Raw genomic sequence first — 23,038 nt, forward strand, 5'->3', positions numbered from 1 at the left:
GGTGGTTTTTTGTTTTAGATATGCCGAACAAAAAGATTCACATAAAACTTAACGTTCATCACGGTAAATAGTGGACTTTTTTCTGTTGAGAATGCAAGAAGCTCACGATTTTAGCTTGCGTCTTAAGGTGAAAATCTGATTGCCTTTCAATAATCCTGCACATAATACAACATTCTCCTCATGATTTCAGCTATAATCCAAAATTGTTGTATGAAAAACAGCATATTCCCTCCTCTAAGCACCTTCAACGTAACAATTGTTGTATTTCATACAGGCCTGTTGATTCCCCATATTATGGGATGGATATAATTCCCAAAACCCCTTTGTTCCTGAGCAGACTAAGTTGAACCTGCCACTCCAGCGGAAGACTAAATATACGCCAATGCTGCATAAATTCCCAAAGGGTCAGTTGAGCAAAGGCAGGCACGTTGGGGTGGATTTCATCATAAACGCGTTTCAGAAGCACATAGACAGCAAGGGCCACAAACAATTGGCTGTATACCGCATTTTCGGTGGTTCCAAATAGACATGGCACGTTCAGATGCTGTTTAATCCAGCGGAAAAAGACTTCAATTTCCCAGCGTGCCTTGTAGATTTCAGCGATCACATGAGCGGACTCTTTTCTCAAATCGGTCACGACCCGTACGACTTCACCCCGGTCATTTTCAAATTCTACGACCCGGTGGCGCTGAGCAGATTGGCACTTCCCTTGACCGATATAACAAGTAATATCACGAACAATTTTCGTTTCTCCCTCTGCGGGTCGCTGGAGTTCTCTTGGCTTCACCAAATGGAGATTGTCTTTGAGCCGAATCACAAACGACTGGCCCTGGAGCACATATTGATCCAATCTGCTGATTTTTCCATACGCCCGATCCTGTACCAAAATGTAGTCCGTATCGGCCAAGACTTCTCCAAACGGAGCGTCATTGCGCTTCGCGATCGATTCCTTCACGTTCAGGGGTGAACGCTGGCCATGCGAAAGAGCAACATGCAGCTTAATACCCCCTCTGAATTTTTTGTACGAGGCCCAAGGCATTCGAGAGTTCGCTGCCGTGACCGTAGTCGAGTCAATCAGCAAAAGATCTTTAGGAAGGTTCAAATGCCGCCGGGTTTGGCGGTTACATTTCGTGACGAGCAGTTGAAAGATACGTTTGAAGATTTCGTAAGGGACTTCACCGGCCTTGCCGGAAAGGGTGGAGTAATGAATTTCTGGCAAGTCAAAGCTTGGGCCTAAGCGGGCACTCTGCCGGAATCCGTCCCATTTGTGGTAGCAGGCTTGGACAAAGTAATCGAGCAGCAACCCGACGGTCATTTTGGTTCCTCTATCCACGTAGTCCTCGGTTTGTCCGGTCACCATTTGGACTTCTTCCGGTGTTAACACTTGTTTGAAAACGGCTAAAAATGGGGTATATTTATTCATGAGGTCGCCTCATTTCGGTTTGGTTTGGTCGTACTTACCATTACCCGAAATGGCGGCCTTTTTCGTCCCTTTTTTTGGGAAATCAACACGCCTATATTTCATACAACAATCTGTACGATCTCCTATGAATCCAAGAAGTGAAGTTGTAATATGTACAACAGTTTAGCCTAAACAAAAACGAAACTTATGAGCTCAGGGTTATATAGTTTTTTGTGTATAGACTATAGTTGGGATATATAACAGGGAGGTATCTATGTGATTATCTGGCTGAATGGAGCCTTTGGTTCAGGATAAACGCAAACGGCAATTGAGCTCCACCAGAGTATTCCACATTCGTATATTTTCGATCCGGAGAATGCAGGCTTTTATATCCGTGAGAACCTTCCAGCAGGCATGTCAAAAAACGATTTTCAGAGCCATCCGCTCTGGCGTGAGCTCACGTATTCAATGCTTAGATACATAGATTCAGAGTATAATGGAACGATTATTGTACCTATGACCCTAGTAGATCCAGACTACTTTATGCAGATTGTGGGCAGACTAAGAAACGAGGGGATAGTAGTTCGTCATTTTACGTTGACTGCTTCCCCTGAGGCCCTGCATAGCAGACTGAAGGGCCGTGGTGAAGGCAGGGGATCCTGGGCTGCTGTACAGATGGAGAGATGTCTTACAGGGCTGGAGAACAAGGTCTTTGAGTGTTATGTGGACACTGAGCAGATATCCATTCCAGGGGTAGCTGGAATTATTATGTCTCTGTTGGAGACCGGGGAATAGAAAAGGGGGATCTGCAATGGCGGTTCAGATTAGTGTTGAAGTGGAAGGATAATAGATTTTAATAATTATTGTGTTTTCTATTGCACTATACTAATATATTTGATATAATATTTTTTGTTGTCGAAACATTGTTTGTTGATATGGCTCGTTGGTCAAGGGGTTAAGACACCTCCCTTTCACGGAGGTAACATGGGTTCGAATCCCATACGAGTCACCATATTCTTCTTCAATCTCTAAGGTTGAAATAAATAATGATTGTATATCTCATGAGAATGTGTTATGATCATTAAGTTGCTTCTTCGATGGAGGCTTAGCTCAGCTGGGAGAGCATCTGCCTTACAAGCAGAGGGTCGGGGGTTCGAACCCCTCAGCCTCCACCATGGAGACTTGCAAGATAGAAGAGAATACATTTATTACTGACGCGGGGTGGAGCAGCCCGGTAGCTCGTCGGGCTCATAACCCGAAGGCCGCAGGTTCAAATCCTGCCCCCGCAATTAATTTGGAACCGTGGTGTAGTTGGCCTAACATGCCTGCCTGTCACGCAGGAGATCGCGGGTTCGAATCCCGTCGGTTCCGCCATTATTACTTAATTAACATATTGAATACATACCGTGTGCGGACGTGGCTCAGCGGTAGAGCATCGCCTTGCCAAGGCGAGGGTCGCGGGTTCGATTCCCGTCGTCCGCTCCATATTTTGCGCCCTTAGCTCAGCTGGATAGAGCGTTTGACTACGAATCAAAAGGTCGGGAGTTCGAATCTCTCAGGGCGCGCCATATTTACTTATTGAATAATCAAAGTGTCCGTAATGGATTTATACTTATAATTTGCCGGCGTGGCGGAATGGCAGACGCGCTCGACTCAAAATCGAGAGGGAAACCGTGGAGGTTCGAGTCCTCTCGCCGGTATCATCATAAATAGGCTTACAGATTTGCTTTCGGGCAAATTTGTAAGCCTGTTTTTTCTTTAAGGTAATTATACAGGTTGAGCTATTGTCGATTACCTTTAACTTGGCTCCAAATAAGCCAGTTATTCCAAGCGGTACAATCCTCAGATTCTTCCGGCATCCGCCGCCGGTTTTCTTCATTGTTATGACTACTCGGTTATGACGACCCTCAGTAACTAATAAGAGCCCGGTGACTGTGACTACTTATGCAACCCACGGAATTCCTTGCTGAAGCGGACTTGGAAGTCGTTATTTTGCCGAAAACTTGCCTCCTAAGGTGAAAGAGGACTGAGAATCCGCTATGTTGTTCATTTGGGCTTAAAATGTGGCATATCAGAACACTTAACGGAATCTCTGGACCTCTGTCAACAAAGTGGACGTTCACGCGACCGATTTTCTGTTAAATTGCTCGGCAAAACGGGCAGGCGAAAGATACCCTAGTGCACTGTGGATTCGCTTGCGGTTGTAGTAAAACTCAATATATTGAAAAAGAGCCGTGTACGCCTGCTCCTTGTTTTTGAAACGCGGATTGCAGTAGATGAGTTCTTTCTTTAAAAGGCTATGCCAGGACTCCATACAGGCGTTATCGTAGCAGTTCCCTTTGCGGCTCATGCTTGCTTCCATGTGGTAAGCCTTCAATTGGTCACGGTACTCGTGAGAGGTGTACTGGGAACCCCGGTCCGAGTGGTGCAAGAGTCCTTTTCCCGGCCGTTTAGCAGTGTAGGCATCCTGTAAGGCATCCAGGACCAGACGGGTTTCCATATGGTCGTATAAACGCCATCCTACAATTTCACGCGTACACAGATCCATGACGCTCGCCAGGTACAGCCGGCCCCCACGGCATGGAATATACGTAATGTCTGTCACCCATACTGTATTGGGTGTAAGGACTTTAAACTGCTGGTTCAAGGTATTCGGGGCAATCGGATGGTTAGGGTTGGAGCTGGTAGTCTGGACACGATACGTCTTGGATACAATGGAGCGGAGCTTCATTTGCCGCATATACACACTTACGGTACGTTCCGTAATGGTAAAGCCCTCTTGGTGCAGCAGCCGGGTGATCTTGGGACTCCCATATCGCCCCTTCTGATCCTTGAAGTGATAGTTTATTCGCTTCAGGATCGCCGCTTTTCGAAGCTTATACGCCGTTGAAGGGGATCCTGTCCGCCACTTATAGTATCCGCTCCTGGACACCTGTAGGATTTTGCACATCTTCTCCAAGCGGAACTCGGAGCGATGGTTCTCCATGAACTGGAATTTCAGTTCCTTGGTTTGCTGAAGATGTGCACTGCTTTTTTTACGATTGCGAGTTCTTCCTCTACATCGGATAGCTTGCTCTCTTTCTCTTGCAGTAACCGGTTCACTTCTTTCAACTGGGCTTCGAGTTCCCGGACCCGATCCATGCTGGCTGCCGGTTCATGCTTCAGTTCCCGGTATTGGCTCATCCACTGATGCAGCGTGCTTTTGGGGATATTCAGTTCTTCCGCCAAATCCGCCACCGTTTTCGTTTGCTCTTGAATGAACTGCACGGTCTGCTTTTTGAACTCTTCGTTATAGCGTTGCCGATGTTCTCCCATTGAACACACCTCCGTTAGTCTCATTATCGGCCAGTCTGTTAACGGGCGTCCACCTTTTATTCTAACTGCACTCAGTCCGGATACTCCGCGATTTCGCCAGATCTGTTCAAGTAACGGAATCTCAGTCCGCATGATGAGCGGATAATTCATCTAGAGCCCGGTAAAATTCAGGGGAGGCGATACACACTCAATAAGTATGATCTGGATTCACCTGTAGGGTGAATTTTGTTTTTTAACGGGCCAGCTCTATCACTGCCATCTGGTGATTCTCCAAGTAAGGAATTGTGTATGAGATTTCACCCTCCGGACTTACCGTAAACGGCAATTCAGACATAGAAGGGGCCAGATAGACCCGCTGGACCAAGGCGGAAGACGGAAGATTCAGGCTGACAGAAATGTCCCGCAGCGGCACGATGTCCTCGATGACTTCGATACGGCCTTTCAGTGCAGGGGCGGTATAGAGCAGATGGTGCACATAGCGCTTCTCCGCCGGCTGGTACTGCAGGGTCGTTATTCCCCGGGCCGGCAGACAAGTGCGCAGGGTGGGACGCGGCAGCAGCCGGGACAGTGCATGCAGCACCATTTCTTTGAGGATAAGGTGGCCGCCTTCCGCATAGTCACTGAACACATCCCAGGCGATGTAGATTCCGCTACTGCTCTCAACCATGGCCGGTCCATTATCTTCTCTGGTACCTGGTGTATGCTGGTGCGAACAGAAAGTAAAGACATCGCGGTTGAAATACGGGTTCTCCAGGTGACCCAGCAATTGTCCTTCCCGCAATTCTACCAGCTGACCTTCACCATACATTACATAGGAAGCAGGCAGGAGGGCGCCGGGAGTGAAATACGGCTTAAAGTAAGAAGGCCGGTAGGCATTGGCTCCCAGCCAGCTTATTCCCAGATTCAGCGCAAAAGCATCACCTGCCGTATTGAGTCCTGAACGGCCAGTGGCCAACACTTTGCCGCCTTCAGCGGTAAAGGCTTCGATAGCGGAAGCCAGTTCCGGCCATACGGGCACTTCATCCGGCAGAATCAGCACTTTGTACGCGGCGAAATCACTGAGCGTATCCACGATATCATACAGGTAATGTCCTTCACTCAGTATACGCACTGCTCCTGCATCAGCCAGATTCCGCTGTCCCTTCAGCGCCTGTCCGTCTGGGCAGGCTTCACGTGCCGCCTCCAGGGACAGGACAGCGATGTCCGCAACGGACTTCACTCCGCTGCACCACTGCTCCTTCGCCTCTACCTCGGCATAGGCAGCGCCGATTAGGGCATAGGTCGCTTCATCCATGAAGCCCGAAGGGTGAAGCTGATCACCGATGGAGCATTTTGCACCGTGGGCAAGGCTGAGCGCGGCCTCATACCGCAGCGCGTTCGGGTGCTTGTAGCCGCCGAATTCGCCCCAGGAGGTATGGAATTTGCCGGTCATGCCGAGAAATTCCATGCCCAGGGTCTGGGCGTACCGTGCTGACAGCGGGAAGTGATCATAGCCCCAGCCTCCGGTCGGAAGTGACTCCAGCTCGAGGTGGCTGTTAACCTGGACAAGATCACGGCGGCCCCGCTGCTGATGACCATTGTTATGATAGACCGGAAGGCCTGGCTTTACCGCGTCAATCGTCTCCCGGACACGGCGTGCATAATTCAGATAAGTCTGTTCACCGAGGGCCGTGACGGCTGCTTCATCGCGGGGATCCTGGCCGGCTGCCTGCATTGCCGAGACGCAGTACTGGCAACGGCATTTACGGCCGCCGACGATATCGAGGAAGATACCGTCAGCATCATAACGGGAGACTACTTCATGGATTTGCGCCAGCAAAACGTCCAGATAAGGTGTATTCATGCAAAACTCATGATAACCCGGCGTCATGAAGTCCTTCACCCAGCGTGTGCGGTCCTCTGCATCACGGATCAGCCACTCGGGATGGCGGCGGGCCAGCTTCTCATCAAGGCCAGCGGACAGATATACCGGCGTCTTGACTCCGATTTCGTGAGCTGCACTGATCATGTCCCCCAAAAGGTCGAAGGAGAGCTGCGGATGGATTTCATTGGCTTCACTGGGATGATAGGCCCAGCCGTGATGGCATTTGGAGAATACCGTAACAGAGTCAACATGACCGGCGCGCAGCATGGACTGAAATTGGGATTTGGAGAAATCTTTGCCGATGCCGGGAATGAATTCAGAAGTATGGAAGTCCAGGTGAACCTGACGAAAACGCATGGATACACAACCCCTTATACGATTTGGATGAAAAGCGGATTCCCAGTCAATGTACCTCTTTTATGCCGGGGCAGCCAGTGATATTATAGACTTTGAATAGCACAAAATCGACTTGGACAGGAGAGATAGCCAGTGCTGTGTCTGGAATTAGCGATTCCGCCGCTGCCGCAATTTGTAACGGTGGGACATGCCGTCTGGCCTCCGGGGGACCGGCATTTCGCCCGCACCTTCGGTGTGTATGATCTGCTGCTGGTGAAGCGCGGAACGCTCTATATGAGAGAAGAGGACAAGGAGTATGCGGTGGGTCCGGGTAAGCTACTGGTGCTGGAGGCGGGACTGTCACATGAAGGTTACCGGGCGTGTGAGGAGGATACAGAAATATACTGGGTGCACTTCATCCATGAATCTAAGCCGGCGTATATCCGGCGGGAGGATATTCCCTGGTCATCCCTGCTGGCCAAGGGAACGGTGGAGGATGAGGAGCCCTCTGCACAGCAGCGCCTGTACATGCCGAAATACGCCACTGTCGATGTAGGGGCGTTGGAGCCGATTCTACATGAGATGAACGAGATACACAACCGGCTGAGTGCAGAAAATGCGCTGCGTCTCCACCTGCTGCTGGCCGGGCTGCTGGAGGCACTTCAGACGGAATGCATACGGACTGCACAGCCGGAGCCGGCGGTCCGGCTGGCCCGGGCGGCGGCAGGCTACCTGGATGTCCACTGGAGACAGCCGTTCAATCTTGCAGGACTTGAAGAGGAGCTGCATTTCCAGGCGGATTATATTACGAGGTGCATGAAACAGCATATCGGCACCACGCCGCTGCAGTATGTACTCCATCTGCGCCTGGAAGAAGCCAAAAAGCTGCTGGGAGGTACGGTGCTGGGTATTTCGGAAATTGCCGAACGGGTAGGCATTCAAGATCCGAACTATCTGACACGCCTGTTCAGTTCGAGGTTTGGGCTGACTCCCGGAGCGTACCGCCGGCGGCTGCGTCAGAGGCAAGATACGGCTGTCTCTACCGAAACGGAGGAAATCTAAGGGCCGCTTCGGGTGCTGCCAAGAGCGCTGCATTTGATAGCAGTACTAGATTGGAGCAAATAGGCTCAAGTCGAATGCGCTGCGTTATTATTAACACGGTCATGTCGATATCATGCTAAAGAAAGTCGGGATCGTTAAGGCGGGAAAGGGCAGGGGGCGCTACCATTAGATTGCAGGAGAACCGCTTGGCATAGGCTAAGCCGGGGAAATAGCGCAATGATCAGGAGGGAAGATATGCTGCCTTTAAATATTAATACGATTATCGATAGCGTGACAAAAAAATCTGCGAATCTCAAGATTCTGTTCCTCGGGGACAGCATTACGGCGGATGGCCTGTATATCCGCTTAATCCGGGAATGGCTGAAGCAGCACCGTCCGGATCTGGCGGTGGAGCTCATCCCATGCGGTGTCCCCAGCGAGACGGCCTCGGGCCTGAGTGAAGCGGCGCATCCGTTTCCGCGTCCCTGCATCCATGAACGGCTGGCAAGAGAGCTTGCGGCAGCGTCACCGGGTGTGGTCGTAGCCTGCTACGGGATGAATGACGGGATTTATCATCCCTTGTCGGAAGAGCGTTTCGCAGCCTATCAGGCGGGGATGCAGCAGCTGAGCACACAAATCCGTGAAGCCGGCGCCGCAGTTGTGCTGATGACACCGCCGCCATTCGATGCCCCGTCAATGAACGGCCAGCTGCAGTCGGCGGATGCGGCTGATTTCAGCTATCTGGCTCCTTACCAGAATTACGATGAAGTACTGGAACGTTATGCGGGCTGGCTTCTGTCCGGTGAATGTCCTGCGGAGGGCATCATCGATGTGCGCACACCGCTGCTGGAGCATATCCGGCAGGAGCGGTCACTCCATGCCTCGTATAGATATGGCGACGGAATCCATCCGGACGCAGCGGGACACGGGGTAATCGCACAGACACTTCTTCGGAATGTATTCGCAGCAGAGCTGGATACGCTGCTGGGTGCGGAGGAACTCGGGGAGGCGGCCCCCAGACAAGCGGATTGACAATCAAAATGGCGCGGGATTATATTAAGGTCACCCTATGAGCCGGGAGAGATCACCTATGAATGTATTGCAGACGATCCGCTCGCGGAAATATTTACAGCGGATTATACTCAGCTTTATGCTTGTTGTCGCCACGCTGGCTGTGGCTTCGCTATTTGTGAATTCGAATGCGCGCGGCAAGGTGCTCAGCCTGCAGAACGAAGCCGACCGCAAGCTGCTGACCCAAATCAATTACAATATAGAGAACATGAATGGTATCGTGAAGGATTTGGCCGTTTCCCTGTACAATGACGAAGAGCTGCTCGCGCTGAAGTCCGGTGCGGATTACAGGCAGAGCATTCTCAAGATTGAGCGCCTCAACCATACGGTGGCAGCTTCCCCGTATCTGCATGCTGCCGTTTTTTACAACGGGGCCCAGCACCGGTTCTTCTCGTCGCTCAATCATGAAATTAATAATAGTCTGCTTTACGATTCCCTTAAGGACTACATGGCCTCCCGGGCGGATCTGCCGAAGCTGCAGCTGATTCCGCTGGACCTTGACGGAAAGGATGAGGGGATAGATGTATTTGCGATCTTTATATATGACGGGGACACCCTCGGTTCTATTAATGGCAATGTGCTGATTCTGACAGTGAAGCCGGGATGGATGCTGGACAACATGAAAGCGCTTAATCATGTGGCGGAGCGGGAAGAGGATGTACTCTTCATTACGGACAGTGACGGTGAGGTGCTTATTTCAACCGACGGGCTGCTTCCTGCGGGTCTTAATATCAAGGCGGACCTGCTGCCGCGGATTGCTTCTTCGTCTGCGCCGCTTAATTCTTTTAACGAAACGTTTGGAGACAGGAAATACAAGGTCACTTATCTGAGCAAAGCGCTGAATAACTGGCAGATTGTCAGCATGCAGGATTATGATGTTGTGCTGGGCAGCGTCCGGCAGATGAAATGGACGGAGATAGCGGTCACGCTGTCTGTTGCTTTGCTCGCTATCCTGCTATCCGTGTTCTTTGCCTTGCGGCTGTATAAGCCGGTGGGCCAGCTGCTGACGCTGGTGCCGCAGGATGTACGCGGTGCTCCGCAGGCGAAGGATGAGCTGTCGCTGATTGCGGCGAATGTAACCGAGATGATCAGCAAGCTGAAGGGGCTGGAGCTGGAACGGGCCTCGCAGTCCAATATTGCGAAGCTCTACCAGCTGCGCAGCCTGATCGGGTCAAGCCAGAGCCTCGATGAACAGGCATTCCTGCAGATCAGGGAGCAGCACGGAATAGACATCGCTTATCCGTCGCCGCTGCGGCTGGCGCTGGTGCAGATCGACAATCTGCAGGGGCTTGCGGCAGATCCGGGGCTGCCGATGGAATCCCTGCTGTACTTTGCCATTGCCAATATCGGCCAGGAGCAGCTGCGGCTGGAAGGCACTTGTGAAGCGGCAGATATGAAAAGCGGCCATCTGGTCTTCATCACCGGCAGCGGAGCCGGGACACTTGCGAAGCTGGAAGAGCGCTTCCGGGAGCTTCAGCAGACGATTTTTGACTACTACCATATTACCTTTACGGTTACACTGAGCGAAGTGTTCACGGATTACCGCTGTATCTCCCGGCATTACAATCTGGCCATGCGTCACTCGAACTACCGGATGGTCTTCGGCAAGGGAGCCGTGATTGAGCCTGAAATGCTGCGGGAGAATGAGCGGAATGAATCGCTGCGTATCCCGCAGGAGCTGGAACGGCAGCTGACAGAAGGACTGAAGGGCGGGGATCTGGCAGAAACGGAGCAGACGATCCGCAAATGGAGGGAATTGCTCGGCAGCTTCAGCTACGAGAATATGTTCTCGGCGGTTCTTCATCTTGCGGTTACCTTAAGCAATACGCTTGGCGAGATGAATAACCGCAACGTCAACCCGGTATCGGTCAACCTGCAGGCCATTAACCGGCGTATTCTGGAAAAAGAGACGCTGGATGAGATTGAGGCCGTACTTCTGGAGGTTGTGCGCGAGGTGGCAGAGCAGCGGCGCAGCGGACGGGAGGATAAGAACCGGCTGCTGGCAGAAACAGTGAAGGAAATTATTGATAAGCATTACGCCGATCCGGATCTGAATGTACAGCGGATTGCTGATATGCTCAAGATGAACCCGGTCTATCTGGGCCAGGTGTTCAAAGCGCAGGAAGGCACGACAGTGGTGGATCAGATCAACTCAGCCCGCCTGGCCTATGCCAAAGAGTACCTGGAGCAGAAGGACCTGACCGTTACAGAGATTATGGAAAAGGTCGGCTTCGGCAACGAAAGCTATTTCTACCGCCTGTTCAAACGCCGCTACGGAACGACACCGAAGGAATACCGCCTGAAGTCTGCCATTGAGCGCAGCAAATAAAAAAAGAAAATAAACAAGTTTTTTCAGCCTTAAGCCGGGCCCGCTAATGGACATTGTTCCTATAGCGGGCTTTTTGCTGCGCCACATATGGCTCCGCCCGGCCGGAACAGGAAACTGGCAACAATACAGCCCCTCTTTACAGCAATCTTGCAATTGTACAGTAACGACGAAGCCTGATTCACGCTATTGTTAGTCATGCAAAGCCTGATACACAGGCAAGCAGCTGCAGCTAAGGAAGGAAAGGAAGGGGCTTTGGTTATGTTGAATAAGGTTCCACTAGCGGAACAAAGAGGAAGTTCAGGTGCGCCGCCAGGAACGCGCAGAAGAACGTGGATTGGAAGAGAGCTTCACCATTTCCGGAACAACCGGGAGCTGTTTCTGCTCTCACTGCCGGGACTCTTGTACAAATTGATTTTTGCCTATATTCCAATGATCGGCCTGATTATCGCCTTCAAAAATTACCGGTACGATCTCGGCATCTTCGGCAGTAAGTGGGTGGGACTGGATAATTTCCGTTATTTATTCACTACGGATACGGCGTGGCGGATAACCCGTAATACGGTTCTATATAATACCGCCTACATTGTGGTAGGTACCTCGGCAGCGCTGCTGTTGGCGATTCTGATGAACGAAATCAAGGCCAAGTGGAGCAAGTTCTACCAGACAGCCTTGTTTCTGCCACACTTCCTTTCCTGGGTACTTGTGGGTTATGTGGCCTATGCCTTCTTGAACCATTCAGATGGTTTTATCAACCGCACCCTGGAATCCTTCGGGCTGAATCCGGTGAGCTGGTACCAGAATGCGGGGCCATGGCCGGTGATTCTCATTCTGGTTCAATTATGGAAAGTGGTGGGGTTCAACACGCTGATTTATTTTGCCGGCATTATTGGCATTAACAGTGAATATTACGAGGCAGCGCGGATCGACGGGGCGACCAAACGGCAGATGGCGTTCAAAATCACAATCCCCCTGATGGCCCCGATCATCATCATTATGCTGATCCTGTCTATCGGCAACATGTTCCGCGGCGACTTCGGCCTGCATTATTTTATTCCGAACAACTCAGGTTTTCTCTACGGCTCTACGGATATCATCGATACCTATGTGTACCGTGCGCTGCGTGAAGTCGGCAATGTAAGCATGTCTGCGGCTACAGGCTTTTACCAGTCGGTTGTGGGTCTGGTGCTGGTGCTGACGGCAAACGGAATCGTACGCAAAATTGATTCTGATAATTCCCTGTGGTAAGGAGGTGCCCTTAAGCGTGGGCAAGAAATTCGAATTTTCCAAGCTGTTCATTAATCTGCTGTTTACGGTGCTGTCGATTGTGGTCGTCCTGCCGTTTCTGCTGGTCATCGCCGTGTCGCTGACAGATGAGAAGTCGCTGACCGAAAACGGGTATCAGTTTATCCCCAAAAATTTCAGTCTGGATGCCTACCGCTATCTGCTGGATGCTCCTGACATTCTGCTCCGCGCCTATGGAGTGACCTTCACGGTGACCATTATTGGTGCGCTGGCCGGCTTGCTGCTGACCGCGATGACTGCATACGTGATCTCTCGGCAGGATTACCGGTATAACCGGGCGACGACGTTCTATGTATTTTTCACCATGCTGTTCAGCGGGGGACTCGTTCCTTCCTACATTCTCATTACGCAATATCTGCATCTGAAAGACAGCCTGTTGGCGCTGATTCTGCCCATTCTGCTGTCGCCGTTCAACATCATGGTCATGAAAGGCTTCATGTCCAAAATTCCGCTGGAGATCATTGAATCGGCGAAAATTGACGGGGCGCGGGAATTCCGCATTTTCTTCAAGATTATCCTGCCGCTGTCGACGCCTGCGCTGGCTACTCTGGGTCTTCTGATTTCCTTTACGTATTGGAACGAATGGTTCAATGCGATGCTCTACATCGACGATCCGAACAAAGTGCCGCTGCAGCTGCTGCTGGTGCGTACGCTTAACAGCATCGAATTTCTAACTACGAACTCTGAATTTACCGGACAGCTGGGCATCGATCTATCGAGTTTCCCCAACAGCTCGGCGCGGATGGCGATTGCCGTACTGGCAGGCGGACCGATGCTGGTGATCTTCCCGTTTTTTCAGCGGTTTTTCGTCAAAGGGCTTACGGTTGGCTCCCTAAAGGGTTAACATACAATTACATGTACAAAGTACAGGAGGTCACTTACATGAAAAAGAAGCTGTTTGGAGTTCTGGCATCTGTATTGCTTGTTGGATCGGTGCTATCCGGCTGCGGAGGCAACAATAACGGCGGCAATAGCAATGCCGGGAAGGGCGCGGAAGGAAGCGGAGCGGAAAGCACGCAAAGCGCGGCTCCGGAATCAGGAAACGCAGGCGAGCTGAAGCCGGTCGAACTGACCTGGTATTATCCGCTGTCGCAGCTGCAGGCCGATCAGGAGAAGGTGCAGGAGGAAGTCAACAAGCTTGTGAAGGCGAAGATTAATGCCACAGTGAAGCTGATGCCTGTTGCGATTGGGGACTATGTGCAGAAGATGAACACGGTGCTTGCAGCGGGCGAGAAGTTCGACATTCTCTGGACCGGCTACATGCTGAAGCCCGAAGAGCTGGTGCGCAAAGGAGCCATCCAGCCGATGGATGCCCTGCTGGATGAATACGCACCGGAGCTGAAGGCGGATGTGCCGCAGGTGATGTGGGACGGTCTGTCGGTCGACGGGGAAATTTACGGTATCCCGAACCAGCAGATTAACGGCTCCCGTTACGGATTTATTATCCAGAAACGTTTCGCTGACAAGTACAATCTTGATACCGCTTCCATCAAGAAGATAGCGGATATCGAACCGTTCCTGGCTCAAATCAAGCAAAATGAACCGGACATCATTCCGTTTGGCGTATTCGGCACTTCCTTCATCAATCCGCAGTCCCATGACGACAAATATTGGGTAGTTCCGGGGCTGGATGACCATTTCTATATCAAAACGGATGATCCTACGTATACGCTGCAGCGTTATCCGGAAGAAGAGCTGGACAATTTCCGGCTGGCCAGCAAATGGTATAAGGAAGGCTATATTTACAAGGATGCCGCTACCGAAAAAGCGAATGATTACCTGGCCAAAGGCCAAATTGCAGTCGATTTCAACGTTACTCTCAAGCCGGGTGTGGAGGCTGAGGTGAAGGCCAAAAACGGCGGCAACGATGTTATTACTGTACCGCTTAGCGACTGGTTCTCCAACGGCTATTCGGCTACGACTAACCAGTCGATCAGCCGTACGGCCCCTAATCCGGAACGTGCGATGATGTTCCTTAATCTGGTGAATACCGACAAAGAGCTGTACAATCTGCTCTGCAATGGTGTTGTCGGTGAACACTATGACACAACCAATGGGGATTACATCAAGGCAAAGGCGGATTCCCGTTATCTGCCGAATATGGACTGGGTTTTTGGCAGCGTATTCAACTCCTATCTGAAAGAAGGTCAGCCGGAGAATGTCTGGGAAGAGACCAAAAAGATCAATTCCAATTCAGAGGTCAATCCTGTAGGTGCCTTCAAGTTCAATTCCGAACCGGTGAATACGGAGATCGCCAACCTGAATGCGGTCTGGGGTGAATATAAACGGGGACTGGTTACCGGAACACTCGACTTCGAAGAGACCTGGCCTGCATTATACGGCAAGCTGAAGGAAGCGGGCGAAGAGAAGTATGTAGCAGAGGTAACCAAACAATTCGAGCAATTCCTTAAGGATAAAGGCCTGAAGAAATAAGCCTCATAGAGAATATACTGCACCTTTGGAGGAGATCACAGGAACCTGCTGCTCATGGACGGCTTCGCCAAGATATAATACCGGCGGAGCCGTTATCATTCCAACCGGAAAGGAAGAGGAGCCTTGGTGAAAAAACGTTTGCTTGCAGCCCTTGCCGCCAGTATGTTGTTCACGATCAATCCTGCCCCGCCGATTGCGGGTACTATATCGGCGGAGGGAGGGTCTCCAGGGGCGGTTATTTATGTCGCCATAAATGGAAGCGATTCCAATAGTGGGACGCAGAATGCCCCGTTTCTGACTTTGGAAAAAGCCCGTGATACCATCCGGACGCTGAAAGCGGAGGATGGCTTGCCGGAGGGCGGCGTCACTGTGTATTTGCGCGAAGGAAGGTATGAACGGACGTCCAGCTTCGAGCTTCGGCAGCAGGATTCAGGCGAAGCCGGCAAGCCAGTCACTTACACGGCTTATCCGGGTGAGTCCGTGACTTTGTCAGGTTCGGAGCAGCTGGCCAAGTCAGCGTTCGTTCCGGTTACGGACACATCGGTGCTCAGCCGTATTATAAGTACAGAGGCTAGAACCAAAGTGCTGGAGGCGGATCTGGCAGCGCTCGGGATCACCGATTACGGCCAGCTCAGCCGTCATGGCTATTATCTGGCCAATGATCTGAGCGGGGTGCCGCCAATGGAGTTGTATGTGGCCGGACAGGGCATGACGCTGGCCCGCTGGCCCAATGAAAGCACTGTCCAGATGGATGAAATCCTTGATCCCGGTCCGACAAGGAAGGACCCGAACGGGGAGGTGCATACGCGCGGCGGCACCTTCACCTATACGTATGACCGGCCCCAGTACTGGACGCAGGCAGACGATATCTGGCTGGACGGGATCTTCGGCTACAGCTGGGAATGGTCGTATAACAAGATTGCTTCCATTGACACGGCTGCCCGAAGCATCACCCTCCGTTACGGGGAAATGAGCGGCATCTTCAAAAACTGGTACCCTGATTTCCATTTTGCGCAAAATCTGCTGGAGGAAATCGATATGCCGGGCGAATATTACATCGACCGCCAGGCGGGCAAGCTGTATTTCCTGCCGAACGCTGAGTTTGCAGCGGATAACCCGGATATTGAAGTGACGATGCTGAAGAGTCCGATGATTAACGCGCTCAATGCTTCGTACATTGACTTCTCCGAGCTTGTGCTTGAGAATGGCCGCGATTCTGCTGCAGTGTTCATGGGCGGCAGCCATATGCGTATTCTGAACAGCGAGATCCGCAATTTCACCAACAGCGGGGTACTGGTTAACACACAGAGCCGGTTCTATTACAACAACTTTGAAGGGGCACCGGGAACGGACCACGCCATCATCAGCACCCATATTCACCATATCGGCGGCACCGCCGTCACGCTGACAGGCGGCAACAAAACGACGCTTGCGCCAGGGAACAATGTGGTGGCGAATTCGCATATTCACGATTTTGCCTACTATCACAAAGCCTACAATCCCGGGGTGCTGCTGTCCGGCGTCGGCAACCGCATGTCGCACAATGAGCTGCATGATGCGCCCCATCCGGGCGTGCTGATCTTCGGGAATGATCATACCGTGGAGTATAACGAGATCTATGATGTATGCACCACCTTCTCGGATCTCGGGGCGATCTACATGAATGCCGGCGAGCAGCCCCATGAGCGCGGAACGTTCATCAGGCGCAATTACTTTCATAACATCGGCGAGAGCAAAGCCGGAGTGGAGGGCATATATCCCGACAATTTCACGATGGGATTGACTATCGACGAGAATATTTTTTACAAGATGGGCAATTCGGCCATTAAAAACAATGGCGGTGCACATATCCTGACCCGCAACAATATTTTTATCGACAGCAAAATTCCTTATGATTATGCGGATATGTTCCTGGGCGATGAGCCAGATGATCAGGTACCGCTGAACTACATGCCGAAGTGGCAGGCGCTGTTCACGGCGAACAATAATTTCACCGGAACCCCTTATCTGACGAAGTACCCCGAGCTGGCGGATTTCTTCACGGAGAACCGGTATTATCCCGACACGAATACGTTCCAGGGGAATGTGGTCTACAATCCGTCGGTTCCGCGCAGCGTAACGACCAATGTGTACGGGGCATACGACAAATTTGGGCTTGTGCAGTACGCCAATAACTGGGTGAGCGCAGCAGATCCCGGCTTCACCGACCTAGCGGGAGGCGATCTGTCGCTGCGGCCGGATGCGGATGTCTTCGATATCATTCCCGGGTTTCCTGACATCCCGTTTGCAGAGATCGGTATAGCAGGGAAAGCCGGTACAACGGCAGGAACAGACAGCTATCCTGTGCAGGGGGTAGCCGTCTATGACAGCGAAGTTACCGTGGACCGCTGGAAAACGCTGAAGCTGCGCACGGCGGTGCTTCCGTGGAATGCGGATCATCCCGTCCTGACCTTTACTTCGGCCGATCCCGGCATCGCGTCTGTGGATGTTGCTGGCGTAGTTACCGGTCAGGCGGTCGGCAGCACAGTCATCACGGTGGCTTCGGCGGAGAATCCGCTGCTGACTGCCACGGTTACGGTGAACGTGGAGGCAGGGGACGGCGTGATGGACTTCACGGATTTCGAATCCGGCGCGAACGGCTGGCTGCAGGATGCGAACCGCAGCATTGAGAAGATTGGGCCAAACCGCTGGTACAAGATTCTGAACGGAGCCTCAGCGCTCAGTCCCAAGACCTTCTCCGATTACGAGCTGAGCTTCAAGCTGAAGACACCGGAGGTTATAGGGGATAATGCGACCCTGTATATCTTCGACCGCCAGGCCGGCAGCGGCTCCAGCCGGATTGGCTACAAAACCCGGGCGGATGGAAGCTCCGCCTGGCTGCTGTACAATTCAGCCTGGACGGTGCTGAAGGAGGTGAAGCTGCCGGGACATGACCTGCAGCCGAATACGGAGTATGCAGTCAAAATGCTTGTTAAAGGCGGCGACATCAGCGTCTACCTGGATGGAGCCTTCCGCCTGAAGGGCAATGATCCGGGGCATAACACAGAGGGCAAGGTCGGCTTCTATGTCAGCAATGTCAGCCAGATGCATTTCGATGACATTCAGTTCAAGGCACTTACGACTACACTGGCCGGAATCATTCCGGCGGAGAGCAAGGTGCGTCTAGCCGCCGGGGAACAGCGGCAATTGCAGGTGGCCTTCGACCCTGCGGAAACGCCGGATACAGGCGTATCCTGGCAGTCGGCCAACCCGGCGGTGGCTACGGTGGATAGCGCGGGAGTGGTCCACGCCGTATACGAAGGCGAGACCCTCATCTCTGCCGTGTCTACGGTAAATCCGCTCATTAAGGCGGACATTACAGTAACCGTCTCAAGTATCATGCATGAGACGGACTTCGAGAACGGGGGCAACGGCTGGCCGGTGGACCCTAACCGCAGCATCGCCGCTGATCCGGACGGCAACCGCCGCTATAAGCTGCTGAACGGTGCTACCGGCCTGCTCGACCGCAGCTTCACTTCTTATCAGCTGGAGTTCAAGCTGAAGACGCCATCCGTGATGCCCGATAACGGCATCCTGTACATCTTCGACCGCCAGGACAGCACTGGCTCCACCCGGATCGGCTACCGTACCCGGGCAGACGGATCTTCCGGCTGGATACTGTACGACACAGCCTGGCAGAAGCTGACCGAGACGGTCCTGCCTGGACATGACCTGCTGCCGGATACGGAGTATGACGTGAAGGTGACGGCCCGGGACGGAGATATTGCCGTATCTGTGGACGGCTCGCCAAGGCTCTCCGGCAGTGATCCGGGTCACCGCCCGTCCGGCAAGGTCGGCTTCTATACCAGCGGCTTCGCTTATATGCTGTTCGACGATATTATCTTCTCGGTATTGCCGTAAATGGTAAAAGGCGCTCTTCCTGCGGGAAGGGCGCTTTTACAGTTGAGCAGGCTGGGAATCTAAGAGGAGCGTTTATGTTAACGAGCCACCAAGGTAAAAAAAGAGCATCCGAGGCTGCGCCTCAGATGCCTTGTATTTAGTATTGTTCTATGACTGGTCTTCTACACCGGAGGGTATGTTTTTACCCGCTACATTTGGCTTTGTGTACATTTTATTGAGTATGATCGTTTGCACGATAATGAATATACCGCCCACCACCCAATATAACGGCAATGCGGCGGGCATCTGAAATGAAAATACACCTATCATGACCGGTGATAACAACCCGATAAAAGCCATTTGGTTATTTTGCTTTTGCTGAACCTGCGCTGAAACGGATTGAGATACGCGGAACTGAACGTAATACACCGCAGCGGCAATCAGCGGCAAAATCAGATCTGTTGTCCCCAAGTTAAACCACAGAAAATCATGAGCGGCAATCTCCGGGGTACGGCGAATGGCATAGTAAAATGCGAGGGTGATCGGCCATTGGAGAAGCATCGGTAAACAACCCATGTTTAAGGGATTGAATTGATGCTTCTGGTAGAGCTGCATCATCTCGGTTTGCTCTTGTTTTTTGGCATCCGCACCGACGTCGTTCTTATACTTCTCCTTAAGCGCAGTTAATTCCGGCTGGAGGACGGCCATCTTTTCTTTCATAACTATTTGTTTCTTGGTTTGATTCATCATGAGCGGCAGGATCGCAAGTCTGATGATGAAGGTCATGAGCACGATCGCTAACCCGTAGTCTCCATGAAAGGTATCCGCAAAGAATTTGATTAAGAGCGAAAATGGATAAATAAAAAAATGGTTAAATATCCCTGGTGAACCGGCATTAATCGGGTTGGATTGGGATGCTGCCGAACACCCGCTGAGCATAATGACCGGAATAACTCCAATCAAGATGACGAGAATGGGCTTGGCCCATTTTTGTAGCAACATAATCTTTTTCATCGTTGTCCTCCCTAATTGAAAGTATGGAATTCAATGTGGGGAAGGACTATGGTCTTCATCATCAGGTGCTTCTCTTCGTCTGACGGTACGAACTATCCACTTCTGAATGCTGTTCGGTTGAGACAGTCTGACAGCCACATACCAGGTTGAACCGGCTGCAGCAAGTGTTTCATGACCCCAGTGTACCTCTTGTAAAGAAAAATGGGCGAATGGAATTAACACTAAGGAAGAGATGAGAGCAATTGAGAAAGCCAATTGAACCAAGTCATAAAAATGCTCCAGTCAAGTTCACCTCCGTATGAGCCGTATTGGGAAAATTTGAATAATGGTTATACGATTCGAAGAACGGTGAGGTTTCATTAACCTGCCTGTTAGCTTAAAACCCCTTAAAGCGGTTCACCGCGTTATAGATTCAATGGATGCTGTTCCTGTATTTCTCCGGGGAGATTCCTTTATTCTTCTTGAACATCTGGCTGAAATAAGACGGGGACAGATTGCCTACTTCTACCGCAATTTCTCCGATGGATTGGCTGGTGTTGGCGAGCAGGATACAGGCTTCTCTGACACGCCGCTGCATCAGATATTCGGACAGCGTGATGCCGGCATATTGTTTGAATACATGCGAAATATGGTAGGGAGACAGATGCAGGCTGGCAGCCAGCGCCTCAAGGCTGAAGGGCTCCTTGTAATGTTCATCCAGCCATTCGGTAATCCGCTGGACATGTGAGCTGCCGCGTGAATGAAGGAGATTGTCTTCGGACAGGACATCAGGCAGCCGGGTATGAAACAGCCGGATAAGCTGGAGGATGAGCAGTCCTGTGTTCTCTTCCTGTCCGGCAGCAGCGTGCTCGGTACACTGATGCAGCTCTTTCAGCACCTCGGGAATCCGGGTGTCATTCATGCCATAGAATACCGGCTGCCGCAGACTGCCCCTCCACAGGTTCCGGAAGAATTGCCCCAGGATAGGAAACGCGGAAAGATAATGGTCCATGAAACCAGGATCAAAGGTCAGATTGGTCCGGATATAGGAACGGCCTTCTGCCGGAGGAACCATTACACGGTGCAGCTGATAAGGCTGAAACAAGACCAGTGTATGATCCTCAATAGGGTAGGTCTGATTCTCCACCATAATCTCACCACAGCCGCTGTAAATGTACAGGATTTCAATTCCCCTATGCGCATGAAAATAGAGGGATTCGCCGTCAATATATTTATATTTGTACATAAACAATCCGGGTTCCATTCGCTGGGTCGGATGATTGTTCCTATTTCTGTCCATGCTCATGCGACGCTCCCTTATCAACCATAGTTCACTGCTATTAATTCCATTACTGCTAACTTCAGTATAAATAGAAGGCTGCTAAAAATAAAACTGCGACTTCGGCCACAATTATAAGACTACAATCGCCAACCAAGCAACGAACGAATACCAACGAACCAACCAAGCAACAAACGAACCAAGCAAGTATGCAACTAACTAAACAACGAACGAACCAACAAAGCAAACATCCAGCCGATCCGATCAATGGCTCTGACACCAGGGCAATTGTGAAAATCCCATCCTCTATTCCAAAATGTTGTAAGTAATACAGCTTTGGTTCCCAGATACCTGGGTGTTCGGGAGAATTGTTGTATGATGGGACGATTTGATGAGGAAAATGTTGTATTTCGTGCAGCAAAAACCGGCAGGACTCTGTAATAGAGCCTGCCGGTATAAAGGGTATCAACCGGGTGCCACAGTTGATGCTGTGCACCAGTAGATCAGAATCTAGTCAATGAAGATGCAGTACCTGCTATCCTCGTTCGTACCAATACCCCGGAACACCCTGCTGCAGACGCAGCAGCGCCTCCAGGAAGAAGTAATCCCCCCAGATCATGAAATCATCCGGAGATGAATTCCCTCTGACTGAATAGGAGCCATGGCGCAGAAAGCCTTCTTCCGACGGGCTGCCGGCGGTAAAGTAGCGGTTCAGCAGGGAATCCATCGACTTGTTGATGGATTCTTCAAACCATGCCCGGTCCGGATCTTCCTCAGGCAGGTGCTCCAGCAGCTCAAGAAGACCGCATACAACGATGGCGGAAGCTGAACTGTCGCGTGGAGTGGACTCCTCCTGCGGGGCATCGAAATCCCAATACGCGACATGGTCGGCGGGAAGATGCTCCAGGAAATAGCGGGCCATTCTTCGGGAGACTTCCAGATAATGAGGCTCTTTAAAATAGCGGTATGCTAAGGCAAAACCGTAGACCCCCCAAGCCTGTCCCCGCGTCCAGGTGGAGCCGTCCTGATAACCTTGTGCGGTTCCTCCGCGCAGGGCATTTCCCGTCTGCTGGTCAAAATAAAAAGTATGGTAGGAGGAGTCATCTCCCCTCACCAGGAAGCGGCGGCTTTTCTCGGCGTGAATCCGGGCATGCTCGGCGTAGCTGGGATCTCCGGTCTGTTCGGTGGCCCAGCAGAGCAGCGGAAGATTCATCAGGCAGTCGATAATAATCCGGCCCCCGTTGTCTGCATCACCTTCCGGTCCCCAGGCCTGAAAGAGCTGTGGGGCAGAGCGCCAGCGCTTCATCAGTACATCGGCTGCCTGCAAGGCCAGCAGACGCGAAGCCTCATCCTTATCGGTGATCCAGCGTGCCTTGGCAGACAGTGAATATAGGAAGCCGATATCATGATGATCGAGCTCTTTCCCGGCAATCATGCGATTGTTGAAGGACTCAACCGTCCGGATGGCTGCGGCGTGAATCTCAGGATCTTGGCTGTATTCATAGCTCAGCCACAGGATACCGGACCAGAAGCCTTCCGTCCAGCTGGTATGGTCCGTCAGATGATATTTGCCGTCGCCCAGGCTGACAATTGGAGAACTGTCACCAAAGCGCTTGATGTTAAGGCGGGTGGTTGAGAGCGTGTGCTCAATCGCATTTTTCCAGTTCATAATAACCTCCATAATATCGCTATATTGTTCTTATGTTCATTATAATCCTACTGATATGTTGGTTTGTTGCGCAAATTCATAGGTGAATTGCGGTTTAGAAAGAATGGGGTCCGGAGCCTGTTACG

The 23,038-nt window shown here is 51.6% G+C and carries 15 protein-coding genes and 7 tRNA genes; 15 read left to right on the forward strand and 7 right to left on the reverse strand.

The genetic code is table 11. The annotated features are described in order from the left end of the window. Positions 1-292 precede the first annotated feature (292 nt). On the reverse strand, positions 293-1,423 hold the full coding sequence (locus tag MKZ24_RS12065) for an IS4 family transposase (protein ID WP_340782749.1): 1,131 nt from the start codon (positions 1,421-1,423) through the stop codon (positions 293-295). Positions 1,424-1,816: 393 nt separating this feature from the next. On the opposite strand from MKZ24_RS12065, the gene MKZ24_RS12070 reads away from it, so the two are divergent. The 8 genes from MKZ24_RS12070 (at position 1,817) to MKZ24_RS12105 (ending at position 3,102) form a co-directional block, all read left to right on the forward strand. After that, a complete protein-coding gene (locus MKZ24_RS12070) occupies positions 1,817-2,197 on the forward strand; it encodes a hypothetical protein (RefSeq protein ID WP_052416695.1) in 381 nt (126 codons plus the stop codon). A 142-nt stretch (positions 2,198-2,339) separates the two neighbouring features. Beyond that, positions 2,340-2,414: transfer RNA gene (locus MKZ24_RS12075), tRNA-Glu, on the forward strand. An 87-nt stretch (positions 2,415-2,501) separates the two neighbouring features. Then, positions 2,502-2,577, forward strand: a tRNA-Val gene (locus MKZ24_RS12080). Between the two features lie 40 nt (positions 2,578-2,617). Beyond that, positions 2,618-2,691, forward strand: a tRNA-Met gene (locus MKZ24_RS12085). A gap of 7 nt (positions 2,692-2,698) precedes the next feature. Then, positions 2,699-2,776 (forward strand) — tRNA-Asp (locus tag MKZ24_RS12090). A gap of 36 nt (positions 2,777-2,812) precedes the next feature. Beyond that, a tRNA-Gly gene (locus MKZ24_RS12095) sits at positions 2,813-2,887 on the forward strand. A 6-nt stretch (positions 2,888-2,893) separates the two neighbouring features. Further along, positions 2,894-2,970: transfer RNA gene (locus MKZ24_RS12100), tRNA-Arg, on the forward strand. Between the two features lie 53 nt (positions 2,971-3,023). Further along, positions 3,024-3,102: transfer RNA gene (locus MKZ24_RS12105), tRNA-Leu, on the forward strand. A gap of 419 nt (positions 3,103-3,521) precedes the next feature. On the opposite strand, the gene MKZ24_RS12110 is transcribed toward MKZ24_RS12105, so the two are convergent. From MKZ24_RS12110 to MKZ24_RS12120, 3 genes are all read right to left on the reverse strand, one after another. Continuing rightward, positions 3,522-4,388: an IS3 family transposase gene (locus tag MKZ24_RS12110; RefSeq protein WP_081956649.1), complete on the reverse strand. Its 867-nt coding sequence runs from the start codon at positions 4,386-4,388 to the stop codon at positions 3,522-3,524. Positions 4,389-4,399: 11 nt separating this feature from the next. Next, positions 4,400-4,717 carry a transposase gene (locus MKZ24_RS12115; protein ID WP_042238769.1) on the reverse strand — a complete coding sequence of 106 codons (318 nt, stop codon included), beginning with the start codon at positions 4,715-4,717 and terminating at the stop codon, positions 4,400-4,402. A gap of 232 nt (positions 4,718-4,949) precedes the next feature. After that, the gene (locus tag MKZ24_RS12120; RefSeq protein WP_340783253.1) at positions 4,950-6,938 is read right to left on the reverse strand and encodes an alpha-amylase family protein; all 1,989 of its coding nucleotides are present in this window, start codon (positions 6,936-6,938) and stop codon (positions 4,950-4,952) included. A gap of 132 nt (positions 6,939-7,070) precedes the next feature. On the opposite strand from MKZ24_RS12120, the gene MKZ24_RS12125 reads away from it, so the two are divergent. The 7 genes from MKZ24_RS12125 to MKZ24_RS12155 all read left to right on the forward strand — a co-directional run bounded on the left by MKZ24_RS12125 (position 7,071) and on the right by MKZ24_RS12155 (position 18,993). Then, complete coding sequence (locus tag MKZ24_RS12125) at positions 7,071-7,979, forward strand: AraC family transcriptional regulator (protein WP_340783255.1); 909 nt, start codon at positions 7,071-7,073, stop codon at positions 7,977-7,979. A 234-nt stretch (positions 7,980-8,213) separates the two neighbouring features. Next, positions 8,214-8,990, forward strand: a complete 777-nt coding sequence (locus MKZ24_RS12130) for an SGNH/GDSL hydrolase family protein (RefSeq protein WP_340783258.1) — start codon at positions 8,214-8,216, stop codon at positions 8,988-8,990. Between the two features lie 58 nt (positions 8,991-9,048). Further along, entirely contained in the window at positions 9,049-11,358 is a 2,310-nt protein-coding gene (locus MKZ24_RS12135) for an AraC family transcriptional regulator (RefSeq protein WP_340783260.1), read from the forward strand. A 258-nt stretch (positions 11,359-11,616) separates the two neighbouring features. Next, positions 11,617-12,603 (forward strand): ABC transporter permease, encoded by a 987-nt coding sequence (locus MKZ24_RS12140; protein WP_340783262.1) that lies wholly within the window; start codon positions 11,617-11,619, stop codon positions 12,601-12,603. 16 nt (positions 12,604-12,619) lie between these two features. After that, complete coding sequence (locus tag MKZ24_RS12145) at positions 12,620-13,504, forward strand: carbohydrate ABC transporter permease (RefSeq protein ID WP_042238760.1); 885 nt, start codon at positions 12,620-12,622, stop codon at positions 13,502-13,504. Positions 13,505-13,542: 38 nt separating this feature from the next. Then, the gene (locus MKZ24_RS12150; RefSeq protein WP_340783264.1) at positions 13,543-15,093 is read left to right on the forward strand and encodes an ABC transporter substrate-binding protein; all 1,551 of its coding nucleotides are present in this window, start codon (positions 13,543-13,545) and stop codon (positions 15,091-15,093) included. A gap of 126 nt (positions 15,094-15,219) precedes the next feature. After that, positions 15,220-18,993 carry an Ig-like domain-containing protein gene (locus tag MKZ24_RS12155; RefSeq protein ID WP_340783267.1) on the forward strand — a complete coding sequence of 1,258 codons (3,774 nt, stop codon included), beginning with the start codon at positions 15,220-15,222 and terminating at the stop codon, positions 18,991-18,993. Positions 18,994-19,140: 147 nt separating this feature from the next. Here the strand turns inward: MKZ24_RS12155 and yidC are convergent, their stop codons facing one another. The 3 genes from yidC to MKZ24_RS12170 form a co-directional block, all read right to left on the reverse strand. Further along, positions 19,141-19,986, reverse strand: a complete 846-nt coding sequence (yidC, locus tag MKZ24_RS12160; protein WP_340783269.1) for a membrane protein insertase YidC — start codon at positions 19,984-19,986, stop codon at positions 19,141-19,143. 412 nt (positions 19,987-20,398) lie between these two features. Next, positions 20,399-21,265, reverse strand: coding sequence for an AraC family transcriptional regulator (locus MKZ24_RS12165; protein ID WP_197072980.1), 867 nt, complete (start codon positions 21,263-21,265; stop codon positions 20,399-20,401). A gap of 514 nt (positions 21,266-21,779) precedes the next feature. Continuing rightward, the gene (locus MKZ24_RS12170) at positions 21,780-22,913 is read right to left on the reverse strand and encodes a glycoside hydrolase family 88 protein (protein ID WP_042238752.1); all 1,134 of its coding nucleotides are present in this window, start codon (positions 22,911-22,913) and stop codon (positions 21,780-21,782) included. Positions 22,914-23,038 lie beyond the last annotated feature (125 nt).

Source organism: Paenibacillus sp. FSL R7-0297 (genome assembly GCF_038009025.1).
In the GTDB taxonomy this organism is placed as follows: domain Bacteria; phylum Bacillota; class Bacilli; order Paenibacillales; family Paenibacillaceae; genus Paenibacillus_AQ.

Excerpts from the sequence above, each read along its gene's own strand:
- MKZ24_RS12065 (WP_340782749.1), bottom strand. The coding sequence starts at position 1,423 with ATGAATAAATATACCCCATTTTTAGCCGTTTTCAAACAAGTGTTAACA.
- MKZ24_RS12070 (WP_052416695.1), top strand. The coding sequence starts at position 1,817 with ATGTCAAAAAACGATTTTCAGAGCCATCCGCTCTGGCGTGAGCTCACG.
- MKZ24_RS12110 (WP_081956649.1), bottom strand. The coding sequence starts at position 4,388 with ATGGAGAACCATCGCTCCGAGTTCCGCTTGGAGAAGATGTGCAAAATC.
- MKZ24_RS12115 (WP_042238769.1), bottom strand. The coding sequence starts at position 4,717 with ATGGGAGAACATCGGCAACGCTATAACGAAGAGTTCAAAAAGCAGACC.
- MKZ24_RS12120 (WP_340783253.1), bottom strand. The coding sequence starts at position 6,938 with ATGCGTTTTCGTCAGGTTCACCTGGACTTCCATACTTCTGAATTCATT.
- MKZ24_RS12130 (WP_340783258.1), top strand. The coding sequence starts at position 8,214 with ATGCTGCCTTTAAATATTAATACGATTATCGATAGCGTGACAAAAAAA.
- MKZ24_RS12135 (WP_340783260.1), top strand. The coding sequence starts at position 9,049 with ATGAATGTATTGCAGACGATCCGCTCGCGGAAATATTTACAGCGGATT.
- MKZ24_RS12140 (WP_340783262.1), top strand. The coding sequence starts at position 11,617 with ATGTTGAATAAGGTTCCACTAGCGGAACAAAGAGGAAGTTCAGGTGCG.
- MKZ24_RS12150 (WP_340783264.1), top strand. The coding sequence starts at position 13,543 with ATGAAAAAGAAGCTGTTTGGAGTTCTGGCATCTGTATTGCTTGTTGGA.
- yidC (WP_340783269.1), bottom strand. The coding sequence starts at position 19,986 with ATGAAAAAGATTATGTTGCTACAAAAATGGGCCAAGCCCATTCTCGTC.
- MKZ24_RS12165 (WP_197072980.1), bottom strand. The coding sequence starts at position 21,265 with ATGGACAGAAATAGGAACAATCATCCGACCCAGCGAATGGAACCCGGA.
- MKZ24_RS12170 (WP_042238752.1), bottom strand. The coding sequence starts at position 22,913 with ATGAACTGGAAAAATGCGATTGAGCACACGCTCTCAACCACCCGCCTT.